16 protein-coding genes are annotated in these 18397 nt (G+C 65.8%); 12 read left to right on the top strand and 4 right to left on the bottom strand.

What is annotated here, in order from left to right; all coding sequences use genetic code 11:
• Positions 1-28: 28 nt before the first annotated feature.
• Genes ACEQZD_RS01870 through ACEQZD_RS01855 form a run of 4 tightly spaced genes read right to left on the bottom strand, consistent with a single transcriptional unit; the run spans position 29 to position 3557 of the window.
• A complete protein-coding gene (locus tag ACEQZD_RS01870; RefSeq protein WP_214011852.1) occupies positions 29-802 on the bottom strand; it encodes a YciK family oxidoreductase in 774 nt (257 codons plus the stop codon).
• Positions 803-821: 19 nt separating this feature from the next.
• On the bottom strand, positions 822-1478 hold the full coding sequence (locus tag ACEQZD_RS01865; protein ID WP_214011851.1) for an HAD-IA family hydrolase: 657 nt from the start codon (positions 1476-1478) through the stop codon (positions 822-824).
• Complete coding sequence (gene ubiG / locus ACEQZD_RS01860) at positions 1471-2175, bottom strand: bifunctional 2-polyprenyl-6-hydroxyphenol methylase/3-demethylubiquinol 3-O-methyltransferase UbiG (RefSeq protein ID WP_214011850.1); 705 nt, start codon at positions 2173-2175, stop codon at positions 1471-1473. Before ubiG ends, ACEQZD_RS01865 begins: the two co-directional genes overlap by 8 nt.
• Positions 2176-2195: 20 nt before the next feature.
• On the bottom strand, positions 2196-3557 hold the full coding sequence (locus ACEQZD_RS01855; protein ID WP_214014233.1) for a TRZ/ATZ family hydrolase: 1362 nt from the start codon (positions 3555-3557) through the stop codon (positions 2196-2198).
• Positions 3558-3824: 267 nt separating this feature from the next.
• Between ACEQZD_RS01855 and gyrA the strand changes: the two genes are divergently transcribed.
• From gyrA to ACEQZD_RS01795, 12 genes are all read left to right on the top strand, one after another.
• Positions 3825-6578: a DNA gyrase subunit A gene (gene gyrA, locus ACEQZD_RS01850; RefSeq protein WP_370183626.1), complete on the top strand. Its 2754-nt coding sequence runs from the start codon at positions 3825-3827 to the stop codon at positions 6576-6578.
• Between the two features lie 79 nt (positions 6579-6657).
• Positions 6658-7737 carry a 3-phosphoserine/phosphohydroxythreonine transaminase gene (serC, locus tag ACEQZD_RS01845; protein ID WP_142949125.1) on the top strand — a complete coding sequence of 360 codons (1080 nt, stop codon included), beginning with the start codon at positions 6658-6660 and terminating at the stop codon, positions 7735-7737.
• Positions 7738-7788: 51 nt separating this feature from the next.
• On the top strand, positions 7789-8871 hold the full coding sequence (gene pheA / locus ACEQZD_RS01840) for a prephenate dehydratase (RefSeq protein ID WP_335629806.1): 1083 nt from the start codon (positions 7789-7791) through the stop codon (positions 8869-8871).
• Between the two features lie 9 nt (positions 8872-8880).
• Positions 8881-9984: a histidinol-phosphate transaminase gene (hisC, locus tag ACEQZD_RS01835; RefSeq protein ID WP_335629805.1), complete on the top strand. Its 1104-nt coding sequence runs from the start codon at positions 8881-8883 to the stop codon at positions 9982-9984.
• The gene (locus ACEQZD_RS01830; RefSeq protein ID WP_286875299.1) at positions 9984-12248 is read left to right on the top strand and encodes a bifunctional prephenate dehydrogenase/3-phosphoshikimate 1-carboxyvinyltransferase; all 2265 of its coding nucleotides are present in this window, start codon (positions 9984-9986) and stop codon (positions 12246-12248) included. Before hisC ends, ACEQZD_RS01830 begins: the two co-directional genes overlap by 1 nt.
• Positions 12245-12916 carry a (d)CMP kinase gene (cmk, locus tag ACEQZD_RS01825; protein WP_142949121.1) on the top strand — a complete coding sequence of 224 codons (672 nt, stop codon included), beginning with the start codon at positions 12245-12247 and terminating at the stop codon, positions 12914-12916. Before ACEQZD_RS01830 ends, cmk begins: the two co-directional genes overlap by 4 nt.
• A gap of 202 nt (positions 12917-13118) precedes the next feature.
• Positions 13119-14795: a 30S ribosomal protein S1 gene (rpsA, locus tag ACEQZD_RS01820; RefSeq protein ID WP_194856681.1), complete on the top strand. Its 1677-nt coding sequence runs from the start codon at positions 13119-13121 to the stop codon at positions 14793-14795.
• Between the two features lie 69 nt (positions 14796-14864).
• Positions 14865-15236, top strand: coding sequence for an integration host factor subunit beta (gene ihfB / locus ACEQZD_RS01815; RefSeq protein ID WP_194856682.1), 372 nt, complete (start codon positions 14865-14867; stop codon positions 15234-15236).
• Between the two features lie 21 nt (positions 15237-15257).
• A complete protein-coding gene (locus ACEQZD_RS01810; RefSeq protein WP_194856683.1) occupies positions 15258-15497 on the top strand; it encodes a DUF1049 domain-containing protein in 240 nt (79 codons plus the stop codon).
• A complete protein-coding gene (gene lapB, locus ACEQZD_RS01805) occupies positions 15494-16672 on the top strand; it encodes a lipopolysaccharide assembly protein LapB (protein WP_142949117.1) in 1179 nt (392 codons plus the stop codon). The genes ACEQZD_RS01810 and lapB overlap by 4 nt, the downstream gene beginning before the upstream one ends.
• A complete protein-coding gene (pyrF, locus tag ACEQZD_RS01800) occupies positions 16669-17364 on the top strand; it encodes an orotidine-5'-phosphate decarboxylase (RefSeq protein ID WP_142949116.1) in 696 nt (231 codons plus the stop codon). The genes lapB and pyrF overlap by 4 nt, the downstream gene beginning before the upstream one ends.
• Positions 17365-17461: 97 nt before the next feature.
• Positions 17462-17782, top strand: coding sequence for a helix-hairpin-helix domain-containing protein (locus ACEQZD_RS01795; protein ID WP_067610733.1), 321 nt, complete (start codon positions 17462-17464; stop codon positions 17780-17782).
• The last annotated feature ends 615 nt before the right edge of the window (positions 17783-18397 follow it).

Here is an 18397-nt window from a genome sequence, read left to right as displayed (position 1 = left end):
CGGAGAGCGGCTTCCGCCGCTCCCTGTATCAGCGGGGCTGGGCGTCCAGGGACTGCCCATTGATTGCGGCCCCTTCAGGGCCCAGCAGATACAAATAACTGGCCACAATCTGTTCCGGTGTTTTCAGTTTTTCCGCGTCTTCGCCGGGATACGCAAGGGCGCGCATATCGGTGCGCGTGGCACCCGGGTTGATGGTGTTCACGCGAATTTTGGAGGTGTTCTCCAGTTCTTCCGCCAGGGTCTGCGAAAGATTTTCGGTGGCCGCCTTGGACGCCGCGTAGGCGCCCCAGAACGCGCGGCCCTTGCGGCCCACGCTGGAGGAGGTGAACAGGATGCGGCCGTCGTCGCTGTCGCGCAGCAGCGGCAGCAGCGCCTGGGTCAGATAGAAGGCGCTGTTGACGTTGACGCGCATCACCGAATCCCAGGTGTCCGCGCCGTAGCGCTCCAGAGGCGTGATGTCGCCGAGCACCGAGGCGTTGTGCAGCACCCCGTCCAGGCGCCCGAATTCGCGGCCGAACAGGGTCGCCAGCTCCTGATAGTCCTCGGGACGCGCCACCTCCATGTTGACCGGTGCCAGGGCCGGCTCCGGCCCGCCGGCGGCCTTGATCTTGTCGTAGACCGCTTCCAGCTTGCTCTGGGTGCGGCCCAGCAGAATGACGGTGGCGCCGTGGGCGGCCAGGGCCAGGGCCACCGCCCGGCCGATACCGGCACCGGCGCCGGTGACCAGAATAATACGATCCTTAAAGGCGTCCGGCGGGCACTGGTAATTCGCCGCCAGGCCGTTGAGTTCCTTGATGTCCATTTCGACTGTACCTACTTCTTCACAGTGTTTTCAGCAGCGGCAGCAGTTGCTCGCCGCGTTCCACAAAATAGTCGGCCGGCCAGGCGCGCGGATTGTCGTCCGCGTCGATATAGCCGAATCCGGCGGTGACGGTGATCATTTTCGCATTCAGCCCGGCCTGGATGTCACGCAAATGATCGCCCACATAAACGCAGTGGGTGGGGTTGGCCCCCACGGCGCCGGCCGCCATCAGCAGGCCTTCCGGGTCCGGTTTGCGCTCGCGGACCTGATCCGGGCAGATCACCGAGGCGCACCGGTCGAGCAGGCCCAGGCCGGCCAGTACCGGGCGGGTGAAGCGCTCCGGTTTATTGGTGATCACGCCCCAGGGCAGGTCCTGGTCTTCCAGCCAGGCCAGCGTTTCCGCCATGCCGTCGAACAGGCAGGTGTCCACGGCCAGGCGGCCGCCGTAGGCGTCGAGCAGATCATTGAGCCGGTCATCGAAGCCGGCGTCCCCGGGCGCCAGGCCGAAGCCCAGCTCGGTGAGCGCCCGGCCGCCGTTGGACACGGTGGCGCGCACCGCCTGGTAGCTGACCTCCGGCCGGCCGTGGTCGCGCAACAGCTGATTGAGCACCACGTAAAAGTCCGGCGCCGTGTCCACCAGGGTGCCGTCCAGATCAAAAAACACCGCCTCAAGCATGGCGCACCGCGTGCATCAGATAGTTCACCGACACATCGCGGTTGAGCTTGTACACCTGGGTCACCGGGTTGTAGGTCATGCCGGTGGTGTCGCGCACGTCCAGCCCGGCGTCCCGGCTCCAGCCGGCCAGCTCGGAGGGGCGGATCAGTTTGGCGTACTCGTGGGTGCCGCGGGGCAGCAGTCTCAGCACGTATTCGGCGCCGACAATGGCGAACAGGAACGCCTTGGGGTTGCGGTTGATGGTGCTGAAGAACACCTGGCCGCCGGGCTTCACCAGTTTGGCGCAGGCGCGGATCACCGACGACGGGTCGGGCACGTGCTCGAGCATTTCCAGGCAGGTCACGGCGTCGTACTCGCCGGCGCGTTGCTCGGCGATGTCCTCGGCCAGCACCTGCAGGTATTCCACTTCCACGCCGCTTTGCTCGGCGTGCAGGCGCGCCACCGCCAGCGGCGCCTCGCCCAGGTCGATGCCGGTGACCGTGGCGCCGCGCCGGGCCATGCCCTCGGAGAGCAGACCGCCGCCGCAGCCGATATCGATCACTTTCTTGCCGGGCAGGCCGAGGCGCTCGTCGATGTAATTGAGCCGCAGCGGATTGATGTCATGCAGCGGGCGGAATTCCGAGTTCGGGTCCCACCAGCGTTCCGCCAGGGCGTTGAATTTGGCGATTTCGCCGCTGTCCACGTTGGGTTGGTTCATCGGGTGTCCCTCATCGACTCTCATTCATTATTCGCGCGGTCATTGCCGGGCGCGATCTTGCGCTGCCATTCGCCGGCGTTCTTGGCGATCAGCGCGGCGTTCAGCGTGGTCAGCCGGCGGTCCGCCATCAGACAGCGCCCGGCGACCCAGCTGTGGGTGACCTGGTCCCGGGTAGCGGCGTAGACCAGTTGCGCCACCGGGTCGTAGACCGGCTGGGTTTCCAGGGCCCCCAGGTCGACGGCGATCATATCCGCCTGCTTGCCGATTTCCAGTGAACCCGTGCGGCTCTCCAGGCCCAGCGCCCGGGCGCCGTTGAGGGTCGCCATGCGCAGGGCGGTGGCCGCCGGCACCGCGTCGGCGCGCAGGCTCACGCCCTTGGCGAGCAGGGCGGCGGTGCGGGTCTCGCCGATCATGTCCAGGTCGTTGTTGCTGGCCGAGCCGTCGGTGCCGAGAGCCACATTGATGCCGGCGTCGAGCAGTTTCTGCACCGGGCAGAAGCCGCTGGCCAGTTTCAGGTTGGACTCGGGGCAGTGCACCACCTGGCTGCCGGTCTCCGCCAGCCACTGGATTTCCTCGTCGAGCAGCTGGGTCATGTGCACCGCCAGCAGGCGCGGGTTGAGCAGGCCCAGTTGCTTGAGCCGGGTCAGCGGCCGCTCGCCGCTGGCTTCCACCGCCTGGTGGATCTCGCCGGCGGTTTCGTGCACGTGCATCATCACCGGCGCGTCCAGCTCCTCGGCCAGGGTGAGCACCTTCTCCAGCGGCCCGTCGGAGACGGTATAAGGCGCGTGAGGGCCGAAACCGATGGTCACCCGGGGTTCGTGGCGCCAGTTATCGGCGGCCTCCGTGGCCAGGCGAAGATAGTCGTCCGGGCCGGCGCCCATGGGGGTGGGGAAGTCCAGGATCGGCGAGAACAGCACCGCCCGCAGGCCCGCTTCCATGGCCACCCGGGCGGTGGTCTCCGGGAAGAAGTACATGTCGGCGAAGCAGGTGGTGCCGGAGCGGATCATCTCGGCGGCGGCCAGACGGGTGCCGTCGCGCACGAAGGCTTCGCTCATCCACTGCCCCTCGGCCGGCCAGATGTGCTGCTCCAGCCAGGTCATCAGCGGCAGGTCGTCGGCCAGGCCGCGGAACAGGTTCATGGCGGCGTGGGTGTGGGCGTTCACCAGGCCGGGGATCAGCAGGTGGTTGCCCAGCTCCACCACCTCGTCGGCGCGCCATTTCTGGTCCGCCAGGGGCGTCGGCAGCAGGTCGACGATGGTGTCGCCGCGGACCACCAGGGCGTGATCGGCGAGGGCGCCGGTTTCCGGGGCCACCGGCGCGATCCAGCCGGCTTTGATGATGAGGTCGGCGTGTTGGTGATCCGGGGACGGCTGATTCTGCATCGCTGACGGCTCCTTATTAGCTCCCGCTGACGGCGCCTTCTCCGCGCGGAAGTGGGCGTGAGACCGGGCCCGGCCCGGTCGGTCCGGCGGCGAGTATAACCTGTCTGGCCAGCCTCGTCCGATGCCGGCGCCGGGCTTGTGGTGACGGGGTTGATGGGAATTATTTAGAGGCGGCAAAGCTGTGCTATCATCGGTGGCTTTTAGGAGCTCCGCGACCGGGGCTTCCGCGGGTCGCTATCCACGCCACCGAGGGATATAAGGAACGCCATGACGGACCTCGCCAAAGAAGTTACTCCCGTCAACATCGAGGACGAACTCAGACAGTCGTACCTGGATTACGCCATGAGCGTGATCGTGGGCCGGGCTCTGCCGGATGTGCGCGACGGCCTCAAGCCGGTGCACCGCCGCGTGCTGTTCGCCATGCACGAGCTCAGCAACGACTGGAATAAACCCTATAAAAAGTCCGCCCGTGTGGTGGGTGATGTAATTGGTAAATATCACCCCCACGGCGATTCCGCTGTGTACGACACCATTGTCCGCATGGCCCAGCCGTTCTCCCTGCGCTACATGCTGGTGGACGGGCAGGGCAACTTCGGTTCCATCGACGGCGACTCCGCCGCCGCCATGCGTTACACCGAAGTGCGCATGGCCAAGATCGCCCACGAGCTGCTGGCCGATCTGGACAAGGAAACCGTCGACTATGTGGACAACTACGACGGCACCGAGCGCATTCCCGACGTCATGCCGACGCGGGTGCCCAACCTGCTGGTCAACGGCTCCTCCGGCATCGCCGTGGGCATGGCCACCAATATCCCGCCCCACAACATGGGCGAAGTGATCGACGGCTGTCTGGCGCTGATCGACGACGACAGCCTGACCCCGGACGACCTGATGGAATACATCAAGGGTCCGGATTTCCCCACCGCCGGCATCATCAATGGCCGCGCCGGTATCGTGCAGGCCTACCGCACCGGCCGTGGCCGCATCTGGGTGCGCGCCCGCGCCGAAATCGAGCAGACCGACAAGAGTGGCAAGGAAGCCATCATCATCCACGAGCTGCCCTACCAGGTGAACAAGGCGCGTCTGATCGAGAAGATCGCCGAGCTGGTCAAGGAAAAGCGCATCGAGGGCATCACCGAGCTGCGCGACGAATCCGACAAGCAGGGCATGCGGGTCTATATCGAGCTGCGCCGGGGCGAGAACGCGGAAGTAGTGCTGAACAACCTCTATCAGCAGACGCAGATGGAGACCGTATTCGGCATCAACACCGTGGCCCTGGTCGACGGCCAGCCGCGCACCCTGAACCTGCGCGACCTGCTGGACGCCTTCCTGCGCCACCGCCGCGAGGTGGTGACCCGCCGTACCGTTTACGAACTGCGCAAGGCCCGCGAGAAGGCCCACCTGCTGGAAGGTCTGGCGGTGGCGCTGGCCAACATCGATCCGGTGATCGAGCTGATCAAGGGCTCGCCGAGCGCCGCCGAAGCGAAGGAAAAGCTGCTCGCCAAGGGCTGGGCGCCGGGTGACGTGCTGGCCATGCTGGAGCGCGCCGGCGGCGAAGACGCCGCGCGTCCGGACGGTCTCGATGAACACTACGGGCTGCGCGACAACTTCTATCACCTGAGCCCGGAACAGGCCCAGGCGATTCTCGACCTGCGCCTGCAGAAACTGACCGGCCTGGAACGGGAAAAACTGATCACCGATTACCAGGTGCTGCTGGACCAGATCCGCGAAATGATGCTGATCCTGGCCGACCCGGACCGCCTGATGCAGGTGATCCGCGACGAGCTGCACGCGATTCGTTCGGAGTACAGCGACGAGCGCCGCACGGAAATCCAGACCTCGCGGCTGGATCTGAGCATGGAAGATCTGATCGCCGAGGAAACCGTGGTGGTCACGCTCAGCCATTCCGGCTACGCCAAGACCCAGCCGATCGACACCTACCGGGCGCAGAAGCGCGGCGGGCGCGGCAAGTCCGCCGGCCAGCTGAAGGACGAGGATTACGTCGAGCAGCTGCTGGTGGCCGGCACCCACGACACCCTTCTGTGCTTCACCAATGAAGGCAAGGTCTACTGGCTGCGCGTGTTCGAGCTGCCCCAGGGCGGCCGCGCCTCCCGCGGCAAGCCGATCGTCAACCTGATTCCGGCGCTCAAGCCCGAGGAGCGCATCACCGCCATTCTGCGTCTGGACGCGGAAATGGTCCGCCAGCGCGCCGGCGGCGATGATGAGGACGAGACCGACGCCGACGCGACGGCCATCGACGGCGAAGCCGCCGAGGTGGTGGAAGACATGGAAGCCGATGGCGCCGACAGCGAACCGCAGGCCGCCGAAGGGCCGTTCATCTTCATGGCGATCTCCAACGGCGTGGTCAAACGCACCGAGCTGGCCAAGTTCGCCAAGCCGCGCAGCAACGGCCTGATCGCCGTGCGTCTGCAGGAAGGCGAGCACCTGGTCAACGTGGCCATTACCCAGGGCGACGAAGACGTGGTGCTGGTGGCCGGCAACGGCAAAGTGGTCCGCTTCCAGGAATCCAAGGTCCGGGTGATGGGCCGCACCGCCCGCGGCGTGCGTGGCATGAAAGTGGCCGAGGGCGAGGAAGTGATCGCCCTGATGGTGCCGCAGGAAGGCGGGCAGATGCTGGCCGCGTCCGAGAACGGCTACGGCAAGCGTACCGACCTGAGCGAGTTCCCCACCAAGGGTCGGGGCACCCAGGGCGTGATCGGCATGGTGGTCAACGAGCGCAACGGCCCGCTGGTGGGCGCCGCCCAGGTGTTCGGCAACGAGGACATCATGCTGATCTCCAACCAGGGCACCCTGGTGCGCACCCGCGTGGACGAAGTCAGCCATCTGGGCCGCAACACCCAGGGTGTTCGTCTGATCCGCCTCGGCAACGGTGAAGCCTTGTCCGGTCTGGCGCCGATTCCGGAGCTGGACGTGGACGACGAAGAGCTGGAAGAGGGCGCCGCCGAAGAGAACGGCGCTGATGGTGCCGACAACGCTCCGGCGGACGGCGACGAAGAGTAAAAAAGGAAGGGGCGGCGCCACCGCCCCCAATCCTGAATCCTGTATCGCGGCCCAGCCGCTATAACCCGGAGATCAACCAATGTCCCGCGCTTATAACTTTTGCGCCGGCCCGGCGGCCTTGCCGGAAGCGGTCCTTCAGCGGGCCCGCGAGGAAATGCTGGATTACCGTGGCACCGGTATGTCGGTGATGGAGATGAGCCATCGCGATGACGTGATCGTGGCCATGGCGGAGCAGGCCGAAAAGGACCTGCGCGATCTGATGGGGATTTCCGACGACTACGCGGTGCTGTTCCTGCAGGGCGGCGCCAGTGCCCAGTTCGCCATGGTGCCCATGAACCTGCTCGGCGACGCGGGCCGCGCCGATTACATCAACACCGGCCAGTGGTCCAGCAAGGCGATCAAGGAAGCGCGCCGCTTCGGCGAGATCAATGTGGCGGCCTCCAGCGAGGACCGCAACTTCACCTATGCGCCGGCGCAGAGCGACTGGCGGCTGTCCGACGACGCCGCCTACGTGCATTACTGCCCCAACGAAACCATCGGCGGGTTGGAGTTCGATTTCGTGCCCGAGGTGGACAAGCCGCTGGTGGCGGATATGAGCTCCACCATCCTGTCGCGTCCGCTGGATGTCAGCCGCTTCGGCCTGATCTACGCCGGCGCGCAGAAGAACATCGGCCCGGCCGGGATCACGGTGGTGATCGTGCGCAAGGACCTGCTCGGCCGGGCCGGCGCCTCGGTGCCGGCGATGATGAACTACCAGACCCACGCCGAGAACGGCTCCATGTACAACACGCCGCCCACCTTTGCCTGGTATCTGGCCGGCCTGGTGTTCCAGTGGCTCAAGGAGCAGGGCGGGGTGGACGCCATGGGCGAGATCAACCGGCGCAAGGCGGACAAGCTGTACGGTTTCATCGACGCCAGCGGCTTCTACAGCAACCCGGTGGCGCCCACCCAGCGCAGCTGGATGAATGTGCCTTTCATTCTCTCCGACAGCGCTCTGGACAAGGCCTTTCTGGCCGAGGCGGACGCCGCCGGGCTGCGCAACCTCAAGGGCCACCGCAGTGTCGGCGGCATGCGCGCCAGCATTTATAATGCGGTACCGGAAACGGCCGTGGATGCCCTGATAGATTTCATGGCGGACTTCGAAAAACGCAACGGATAAAGCGGGTGCGCGCGCACTCGCCAGCCGTGGCGCGCCCAGGCGGAACCTGACATGACCGAATCATTGGACAAGCTGAGAGATCAGATCGACGCCCTGGACCAGCAGCTCCAGGATCTGCTCAATCACCGCGCCGAGCTCGCCCACCAGGTGGCCGAAGTGAAGCGCCGCGAGGATGCCGAGCCGGTGTTTTACCGCCCGGAGCGGGAGGCCCAGGTACTGAGCCGCATCAAGGAACGCAATAAGGGCCCGATCGACGCGGAATCCATCGCGCGCCTGTTCCGCGAGGTGATGAGCGTGTGCCTGGCGCTGGAACAGCCCATGCGCGTGGCGTTTCTGGGCCCGGAGGGCACCTTCACCCAGCAGGCGGCGATCAAGCATTTCGGCCACGCGGTGGAAAGCGTGCCGCTGGGCGCCATCGACGAGGTGTTCCGTGAGGTGGAGGCGGGCGCCGTGCACTTCGGCGTGGTGCCGGTGGAAAACTCCACCGAGGGCATGGTGAACCACACCCTGGATTCGTTCATGAACTCCGACCTCAAGATCTGCGGTGAGGTGGAACTGCGTATCCACCACCACCTGCTGGCCGGCCCGCACACCCGCCGCGACAAGGTGACGCGCATCTACTCGCACCAACAGACCCTGGCCCAGTGCCGCCAGTGGCTGGACGCGCACATGCCGGCCGTGGAGCGGGTGGCGGTGAGTTCCAACGCGGAGGCCGCGCGGCGGCTCAAGGACGAATGGAACGCCATGGCCATCGCCGGCGACATGGCCCGCGAGCTCTATAATCTGGAGCCGGTGCAGCGCAACATCGAGGACCGCCCGGACAACACCACCCGCTTCCTGATCATCGGCCGCCAGGACACGCCGCCCTCCGGCCGCGACAAGACCAGCCTGCTGATCTCCGGCAAGAACCGTCCGGGGCTGCTGTCGGACCTGCTGCGGCCGTTCCGGGACAAGGGCATCAACCTGACCCGTCTGGAAAGCCGGCCCTCGCGCATCGCCAACTGGAGCTATGTGTTCTTCGTCGACTGCGAGGGCCACAAAGCCGACGCCACGCTCACCGAGGTGCTGGAGACTCTGGAAGCCGACGGCAATACCATCAAGGTGCTGGGCTCCTATCCGAAGGCGGTTCTGTAGGAAAGCGCTATGACTTGCGATTACACCCAACTGGCCAACAACGGCGTGCAGCAACTGCGCCCCTATCAGCCGGGCAAACCCGTCGAGGAGCTGCAGCGTGAGCTGGGCCTGCGCGACGTGGTCAAGCTGGCCAGCAACGAAAACCCGCTGGGCCCCAGCCACCGGGCGCTGGAAGCGGCGCGCCGGTCGCTGGATCAGATCCACCTCTACCCGGACGGCGCCGGTTTCGAGCTGAAACACGCCCTGGCGGACAACCTGGGCGTGAGCAGCGACCGCATCACCCTGGGCAACGGCTCCAACGACGTGCTCGAGCTGGTGGCGCGCGCCTATCTGCAGCCCGGCGACGAGGCGGTGTTCTCGGAGTACGCCTTCGCCATCTACCCGCTGGTGACCCTGGGCTGCTCCGCCAAGCCGGTGTCGGTGGATTCGCACCTCTACGGCCACGACCTGGCCGCCATGGCGGACGCCATCACCGAACGCACCCGGGTGGTGTTCCTGGCCAACCCCAACAACCCCACCGGCACCTGGTTCAATGACCAGGCGCTGGACAACTTCCTGGCCCGGGTGCCGGAGCGGGTGATCGTGGTGCTGGACGAGGCGTACTTTGAGTACGTGGAGGAAAGCCACTACCCGGACGGCCTGAAGCGGCTCGACCGCTACCCGAACCTGGTGGTCACCCGCACCTTTTCCAAGATCCACGGCCTGGCCGGCCTGCGCGTGGGCTACGCCGTATCGCACCCGCAGATCGCCGATGTGCTCAACCGGGTGCGCCAGCCCTTCAACGTCAATATTCCGGCGCTGGCGGCGGCCCAGGCGGCCCTGGGCGACCTTGACCATATCGAGAACTCCAAGGGCGAGAACACCGCCGGCCTGGTGCAGCTGGCGGAAGGGCTCGACGCCCTCGGCTTCACGCAGATTCCTTCGGTGGCCAATTTCATCGCCTTCGACTGCGGCGGCGACGCCGAGACGGTCTACCAGGGGCTGCTGCGCGAAGGGGTGATCGTGCGCCCGCTGGGCGGCTACGGCCTGCCCAACCACCTGCGGGTCACCGCCGGCACCGCCCGCGACAACGAACGTTTCCTGCAGGCCCTGAAACAAGTGACGCGCCGCTGATGAGCGCGCCCCGGCCCCCTCTGTTTCAACGTGTCGCCATCATCGGGCTGGGCCTGATCGGCGGCTCGCTGGCCGCCGCCATCCGCGAGCAGGGGCTGGCGCGCACCGTGGTGGCCGGCTCCCGCTCCACGCGCACCCTGGAGCAGGGCCTGGCCCTGGGGCTGATCGACGAGGGCAGCCAGGACCTGGCGGTGGCGGTGCGCGGCGCCGATCTGGTGTTCGTGGCGACGCCGGTGTCGTCCATGGGGGCGGTGCTGAAAGCGCTGCGCCCGGGGCTCGCCGAGCGCGCCATCGTCACCGACGGCGGCAGCGTCAAAGGCGCGGTGATCGCCGAAGCCCGCCGGGCCCTGGGCGATCATTTCCCGCGCTTCGTGCCGGGCCATCCGATCGCCGGCAAGGAAAAAAGCGGCGTGGAAGCCGCCGATGCGGGGCTGTATCGCCAGCACCGGGTGATCCTGACCCCCACCCCGGACACCGACCCCGGCGCCACCGCGCGGGTGAACGCGCTGTGGGCGGCGGTGGGCGCGGAAGTGCTGGAGATGGCGCCGGACCACCACGACCGGGTGCTGGCGGAAACCAGCCATCTGCCGCATTTGCTGGCGTTTTCGCTGGTCGATACCCTGGCCCGGCAGGGCGATTCCACCGAGATTTTCCGCTATGCCGCCGGCGGCTTCCGCGATTTTACCCGCATCGCCAGTTCCGACCCGGTGATGTGGCACGACATCTTCCGCGAGAACCGGGACGCGGTGCTGGAAGCGCTGGCTCTGTTCCGGGACGGCATCGACCGTTTCCAGAACGCCATCGAGCATAACGACGACGAGGCCCTGATGGGCGTCATGACCCGGGCCAACGCCGCCCGGGCCCACTTTCTGGCCATGAACGAGCGCACCTCCTACACCCGCGCCCGGCATTCCGACGACGAGACAGGCATGACACAGCAATCCAACCCCACCTTCCTGGCGCGCCCCGGCGGCCGGCTCAACGGCCGGCTGCGGGTGCCGGGTGATAAATCCATGTCCCACCGGGCCATCATGCTGGCGTCCCTGGCCGAGGGCACCACCACCGTGGAGGGGTTTCTGGAAGGGGAGGACGCCCTGGCCACGCTGCAGGCGTTCCGCGACATGGGCGTGCTGATCGAAGGCCCCCACCACGGTCAGGTGATCGTGCACGGGGTCGGCCTGCACGGCCTCAAGGCACCGGGCAAACCGCTCTACATGGGCAATTCCGGCACCTCCATGCGGCTGCTCACCGGCCTGCTCGCCGGCCAGGCGTTCGACACCGAACTGACCGGCGATGAATCGCTCTCCAAGCGGCCCATGGAGCGGGTCGCCGGCCCGCTGCGGGAAATGGGCGCGCGCATCGACACCGGCGAGGGCGGCCGGCCGCCGGTGCGTATCCACGGCGGCCAGACGCTGAAGGGCATCCATTATCCGCTGCCGATGGCGTCCGCCCAGGTGAAGTCGGCGGTGCTGCTGGCGGGCCTGTACGCCGAGGGCGACACCTCGGTGACCGAGCCGGCCCCCACCCGCGACCACACCGAGCGGATGCTGGGCGGGTTCGGCGTGCCGGTGCGGCGCGACGGCGCCACCAGCACGGTGACCGGCGGCACGCCGCTGGCGGCGGGCCCCCTGGACGTGCCGGCGGACATCTCCTCGGCGGCGTTCTTCCTGGTCGGCGCCTCCATCGCCGAAGGCAGCGAGCTGACCCTGCCCCATGTGGGGGTGAACCCGACGCGCACCGGGGTGATCGACATTCTCAAGCTGATGGGCGCGGACATCCGCCTGGAGAACCCGCGCGATTCCGGCGGTGAGCCGGTGGCCGACCTGGTGGTCAGGAGCGCGCCGCTCAAGGGCATCGAGATCCCCCGGGAGCTGGTGCCGCTGGCCATCGACGAGTTTCCGGCGATCTTCATCGCCGCCGCCTGCGCCCAGGGCGAAACCGTGCTGCGCGGCGCCGAGGAGCTGCGCGTCAAGGAGTCCGACCGCATCCAGGTGATGGCGGACGGCCTGGCGGCGCTGGGCGTGGAGCATGAAGTGTATGAAGACGGCATCCGCATCGTCGGCGGCCCGTTCGGCGGCGGTGAGGTGGATTCCCACGGCGATCACCGTATCGCCATGAGTTTCGCCATGGCGGCGCTGCGCGCCTCGGCGCCCATCACCATCCGCCGCTGCGCCAACGTGGCCACCAGCTTCCCGGGCTTCGCGGATCTTGCCCGCGGCGCCGGTCTCGACCTGGAGGTGCACGCATCCAAGGAGAACGCATGATCCCGATCATCACCATCGACGGCCCGGTGTCCTCCGGCAAGGGCACCGTGGCGCGCCTGGTGGCCGCCCGGCTGGCCTGGCACCTGCTCGACTCCGGTGCTCTCTACCGGGTGCTGGGGCTGTACGCCACCCGCCAGGGCGTGGCCCTGGATGACCAGCCGGCGCTGATCCGGCTCGCCGAGAACCTGCCGGTGGTGTTCCGCGAGCAGAACGGCGACACCGCCGTGGTGCTCGACGGCGAGGACGTGAGCGCCGACATACGCCGCGAGGAAGTGGGCGAGATGGCCAGCCAGGTGGCCGTGCTGCAGCCGGTGCGCGACGCGCTGTTCGCCCGCCAGCGGGCCTTCGCCCTGAGCCCGGGCCTGGTGGCCGACGGCCGTGATATGGGCACGGTGGTATTCCAGGACGCGCCGCTCAAGATCTACCTCAACGCCAGCGCCGAGGAGCGCGCCCGCCGGCGCTACGCCCAGTTGAAGGAAAAGGGCTTTGATGCTACCCTCGCGACCCTTATCGAGGACATCCAGACCCGGGACGACCGGGACATGAACCGCGATGTGGCACCGCTGAAGCCCGCTGATGACGCGGTGGAGATCGATTCCACCTCGCTCTCCGTGGAACAGGTGGTGGACGCGATTCTCGATGAGGCCGCCCGCCGATCTCTGGTCTGAAGGCGGTAAAACCGTATTCATCCGTAGGAGCGGCCCTGGCCGCGGCAACCCCGATTACGCGGGGTCCGCGGGCAGGGCCGCTCCCGCAATGAGTGTTAAGTGACAGGTCGCCCGGCCCCTGACAGTAAACCAGCTTGGGGCGGTGGCCTTTTAGTAATAACCCATGCCTGCTGGTTGGTATGTGTATCCGTGAGACTTCTCCATGACTGAATCTTTTGCCGAACTTTTTGAAGAAAGCCTTAAGGACCTCGACGTTGCCCGTGGTTCCATCATCAAAGGCACCGTGGTCGCCATCGACAGCGACTGGGTGACCGTTAACGCCGGCCTCAAGTCCGAGGGCATCATCGCCCGCGGCGAGTTCATCAGCGAAACCGGTGAACTGGAAATCGCCGAAGGCGATGAAGTGGAAGTGGCGGTTGACGCTATTGATGACGGCATGGGCTTCACCCGTCTGTCCCGCGAAAAGGCCAAGCGCGCCGAAGTGTGGGGCGAACTGGAAGTGGCTTTCGACAAAGACGAGATCGTCAAAGGTCAGATTTCCGGCAAGGTGAAGGGTGGCTTCACCGTCGATATCGGCCCGATCCGCGCGTTCCTGCCCGGCTCCCTGGTGGACATCCGTCCGGTACGCGACGTGACCCACCTGGAAGGCAAGGACCTGGATTTCAAGGTCATCAAGCTCGATCCCAAGCGTAACAACGTGGTGGTGTCCCGCCGCGCGGTCATGGAAGCCGAGCACTCCGCCGAGCGCGAAGCGCTGCTCGAGTCTCTGCAGGAAGGCATGGTCGTCAAGGGTATCGTCAAGAACCTGACCGACTACGGCGCGTTCGTCGACCTGGGCGGCATCGACGGCCTGCTGCACATCACCGACATGGCCTGGAAGCGCATCAAGCATCCCAGCGAAATCGTCGAAGTGGGCCAGGAAATCGAAATCAAGGTCCTCAAGTTCGACCGCGAGAAGATGCGTGTTTCCCTGGGTCTCAAGCAGCTGGGCGAAGATCCCTGGCACGATATCGTGCAGAAGTACCCGGAAGGTGCCCGCGTCAAGGCCCGTGTCACCAACCTCACCGACTACGGCTGCTTCGCGGAAATCGAAGAAGGCGTGGAAGGCCTGGTGCACGTGTCCGAGATGGACTGGACCAACAAGAACATCCACCCGTCCAAGGTTGTCGAGATCGGCGACGAAGTGGAAGTGATGATCCTGGACATCGACGAAGACCGTCGTCGTATCTCCCTGGGTATCAAGCAGTGCCAGTCCAACCCGTGGGAATCCTTCTCCGAGAACTACCAGAAAGGCGACCGCATCAGCGGCAAGATCAAGTCGATCACCGATTTTGGTATCTTCATCGGCCTGGAAGGCGGCATCGACGGCCTGGTGCACCTGTCCGACATCTCCTGGGAAGAGCAGGGCGAAGAGGCGGTGCGCAACTTCAACAAGGGCGACGAGCTGGAAACCGTGGTACTGTCCATTGATGCCGAGCGGGAAAGAATTTCCCTTGGAATCAAGCAGTTGACAGATGATCCGTTTGCTCAGTATGTTGCTGCAAACGAGAAGGGCACCATCGTTAAAGGCAAGGTAACGGAAGTGGACGCCAAGGGCGCCACCGTGGAGTTGGCTGAAAACGTGGAAGCATCCCTGCGTGCCAGCGAACTCAGCCGCGACAAGGTCAACGATGCGACCGAAGTGCTCAGCGTCGGTGACGAGGTGGAAGCCCGCATCACCAACGTGGATCGCAAGAACCGTGTGATCACCCTGTCCGTACGCGCCAAAGATCAGGTGCAGGACAAGGAAGCACTGGATACCCAGGGTCCGGACGCCAACGCGCCCAAGACCATTGGTGATCTGATCAAGAAGCAGATGGAAAACAGCAACGAGTCATAACGGCTCCTCCCGGGGGCCGGCCATCAGGCCGGCCCCGCTTGGGCAGGGAGCCCAGGGGAGTAGGTTGCAATGGCGTCAGCGTTAACCAAATCGAAACTGATTGCCCGTATTTCCAAGGAAAACCAGCAATTGTCTCCCAGGGATGTGGAGCTCGCCGTAAAAACCCTGATTGACTACATGGCCGACACCCTCGCTGAAGGGGGCCGCATCGAAATACGCGGTTTCGGCAGTTTTTCCCTTCATTTCCGTGCACCTCGCGTGGGCCGTAATCCCAAGACCGGCGCCAGCGTCAAGCTGCATGGCAAGTACGTTCCCCATTTCAAATCCGGTAAAGAGCTGCGCGAACGGGTCAACGACTCCATGTTCGACGCGTCGTCCGGAACCCATGGCGACGAGAAACGCAACGCCGATGACGCCCCCGGCGAAGCCGTCAACGGCTGATCGCCCCAGCAGGACGATGTGATGCGAAATCTTTACCGTATTTTTCTGATTCTGGTTTTGCTGCTGATCTTCATGGCGGCTTTCCTGTTCGTCACCGCCAATACCCAGCCGGTGACCCTGGCGGTGCCCGTCGCCGACTGGCAATACCAGGTGACGCTGGGCGCACTGGTGGTGGTGCTGCTGGCCCTCGGCCTGCTGGCGGGGCTGGTCACCGGCCTGGGCCTGAAAGGGTTGCGCGGCCTGTTCGGACCCCGTTCATGAGCGAACCGCTTTGGCTTATTCCGCTGTTCTTTTTCGCCATCGCCACGGGCTTTTTCCTCGGCCGGCGTGAAGGTAAACGCCGCCAGCGCCGGCGCATGGATTCGCTGTCCCAGGAGTACGTGGCCGGTCTGAATTTTCTGCTCAACGAAGAGCCGGACAAGGCGGTGCAGGCCCTGCTCAACAGCCTGGAGGTCAACGACCAGACCCTGGAAACGCACCTCAGCATGGCGCGCCTGTTCCGCAAGCGCGGCGAATTCGACCGCGCCACCCTGATTCACTCCCACCTTCTCGAGCAGGGCGAGCTGCCCCGCGCCACCCAGGAGCAGATTCAGCTGGAGCTGGCCGAGGACTACCTGGCCGGCGGCCTGTTCGACCGGGCCGAGGAAGTGCTGCTGGAAATGCTCGACCAGGAGTGCGAAAAGCGCGAGCAGGTGATTCGCCAGCTCACCTACCTGTACGAGCAGGAGCGTGACTGGACCAACGCCATCTCCATGGGCGAGCACCTGGTTAAATCGCAGCCCAAGATCGCCCCGGTGCTGGCCCACTACTGCTGCGAGGAAGCGGAAGCGCAGATCGCCCGCAGCGAGCTCAACCCGGCACGCCGCATGCTGCGCCGCGCCCTCGGCTTCGACAAGAACTGCGTTCGCGCCAGCGTCCTGCAGGGGCGCCTGGAAATGCGCGAGGAAGACTGGAATGCGGCCATCGACGCGTTCCGCCGCATCTGGAAACAGGATCCGGACTTCTTTGACGAGGTGCTCAGCGAGTTGCGCCAGTGCTATCAGGCACTGGAGAAAGAAGAGGACTTTATCCGCATGCTCGCCGATTACAGCGCCGAGACACCCAGCACCGCCCGGGTGCTGCTGCTGTCCGAGCAGCTGCGCGAGCGCTACGGCGACCGCGAGGCCGGGCAGTTCATCGCCGACTACATGCAGGCCAACCCCACGGTGCTCGGCCTGCACCGCCTGATCGACATGAACCTGCAAGGGTCGGCGGAAGGCGAGGCCCGCGAGCACCTGGGTCTGCTCAAAGCGCTCACCGAGCGGCTGACCAGCGGTAAAACCATCTATCAGTGCCGCCGCTGCGGGTTCCAGACCCCGTTGCTGCAGTGGCGCTGCCCCAGCTGCCGCCGCTGGGGCACCATCAAACCCCGCTCCGAAGGAGAGATTAAGCCGTGACCGTCGCCAGCCCCATTATCGTCGCCCTGGATTACTCGCAACCGGACCAGGCGCTGGCGATGGCGGACCGGCTCGACCCGGCCAAGGTGCGGGTCAAGGTGGGCAAGGAGCTGTTCACCCGGGGCGGACCGGACGTGGTGCGCGCCCTCCACGACAAAGGCTTCCAGGTGTTCCTGGACCTCAAATTCCACGACATTCCCAACACCGTGGCCGGCGCCGTCAAGGCCGCCGCCGACCTGGGCGTATGGATGGTCAACGTCCATGCCAGCGGCGGCAGCCGCATGATGCTCGCCGCCCGTGAGGCGCTGGTCGGCCATGAACGTCCGCCGCTGTTGATCGCGGTCACCGTGCTCACCAGCCAGGAACGGGCCGACCTTCAGGAAATCGGCATCGACCACGAACCCGAGGACCAGGTCCGCCGCCTGGCGGCCCTGACCCGCGACAGCGGTCTCGACGGCGTGGTCTGCTCGGCCCGCGAGGCCGCCATGCTGCGCGCCGCCTGCGGCGACGATTTCGCCCTGGTAACCCCCGGCATTCGTCCGGCCGGCAGCGCCGGCGACGACCAGCGCCGGGTGGTGACGCCGCCCCAGGCCCGCGAATGGGGCGTGGACTTCATGGTGATCGGACGCCCGATCACCCGTGCGGAAAATCCCACGGCCGCGGTCGACGATATCCTACAAAGTCTTTCCTGATCAGAGCGCGAAAAGTCACCGCGCAGGCTTACAGCCCCGCCGCTTCGTCCCGCCTAGAGTAGAACGTCCTAACCCAAACCGATAAGGAGGAAGGACGATGAAGCTCCATGGACGAAAACTGTATCAAACCCTGCTACTCAGCCTGATGCTGCTTGCCGGCGGCCTGCCCGCCGCCCAGGCCGCCCCCGAAGCGGAGGGCGCCGGCGACGGTGCCGCCGCCGTGGACACCACGGTGAGCCTGAACAACGCCGGGGTGGAAGAGCTGCAGACCCTGAAAGGCATCGGCCCCAAGACCGCCGCCTCGATCGTGGCCTGGCGCGACCGGGAAGGGCCGTTCGAATCCGTCGATCAGCTTATGGCGGTGAAGGGCATCGGCGAGATGACGTTGTCGCGGATCCGTGACCGGCTGAGTCTCTGAGTGCTGTAGACCGTTGACGCGGAATGCCGCCCGCTCTTCCGTCATTCCGCTTTCACCGGCCGTCCTTTCCCCGGGACGGTCGGCTTTTTATATTCATCTCCGTCAGCGACGGAGAATGACCGATGCCTTGCGGGAGCGCGCTTGTGGGAGCGGGCCCCGCCCGCGAAAGGGAGCAAAGCTCCCGGCAGGATTCCAGAGACTTATATTGTTCCGGCGGTCGGAGCTCCGTATCCGAGACGCGGTGCAATGGTGGTGCCTTCCGGGACCGCTCAAGCCGTCCCTGGCCGCTGTTAGTTTGGCCATCCCTGGCCAAACAGCTCCCTCCAGGCACCACCATTGCCCCGCTCACTAGGCAGCGGCACCGCCACGGGTCAGAACACCGCCTGGACCTTTCTACGAAGTGTGGTTTGTGGCGGCGAATCTCCCAAGGAGCGCCGGGAGCGGGTGGGCCCGTCCAGGACCGTGTTTGGCCAGGGATGGCCAAACGCCGAGCCTACAGATACCGTCTTGCCCATCAACTGGTTCGGGCCACTCTCATCTCGGAGATGGTGTGGGCCGGCATCCCATAACACGACGGGTCGAAACACCGACCGCTTTTCAGTACTCCGTACATGA

This window comes from Alloalcanivorax sp. (assembly GCF_964221125.1).
Taxonomy (GTDB): Bacteria; Pseudomonadota; Gammaproteobacteria; order Pseudomonadales; family Alcanivoracaceae; genus Alloalcanivorax; species Alloalcanivorax venustensis.
This window is presented reverse-complemented; position numbering and strand designations above follow the sequence as displayed.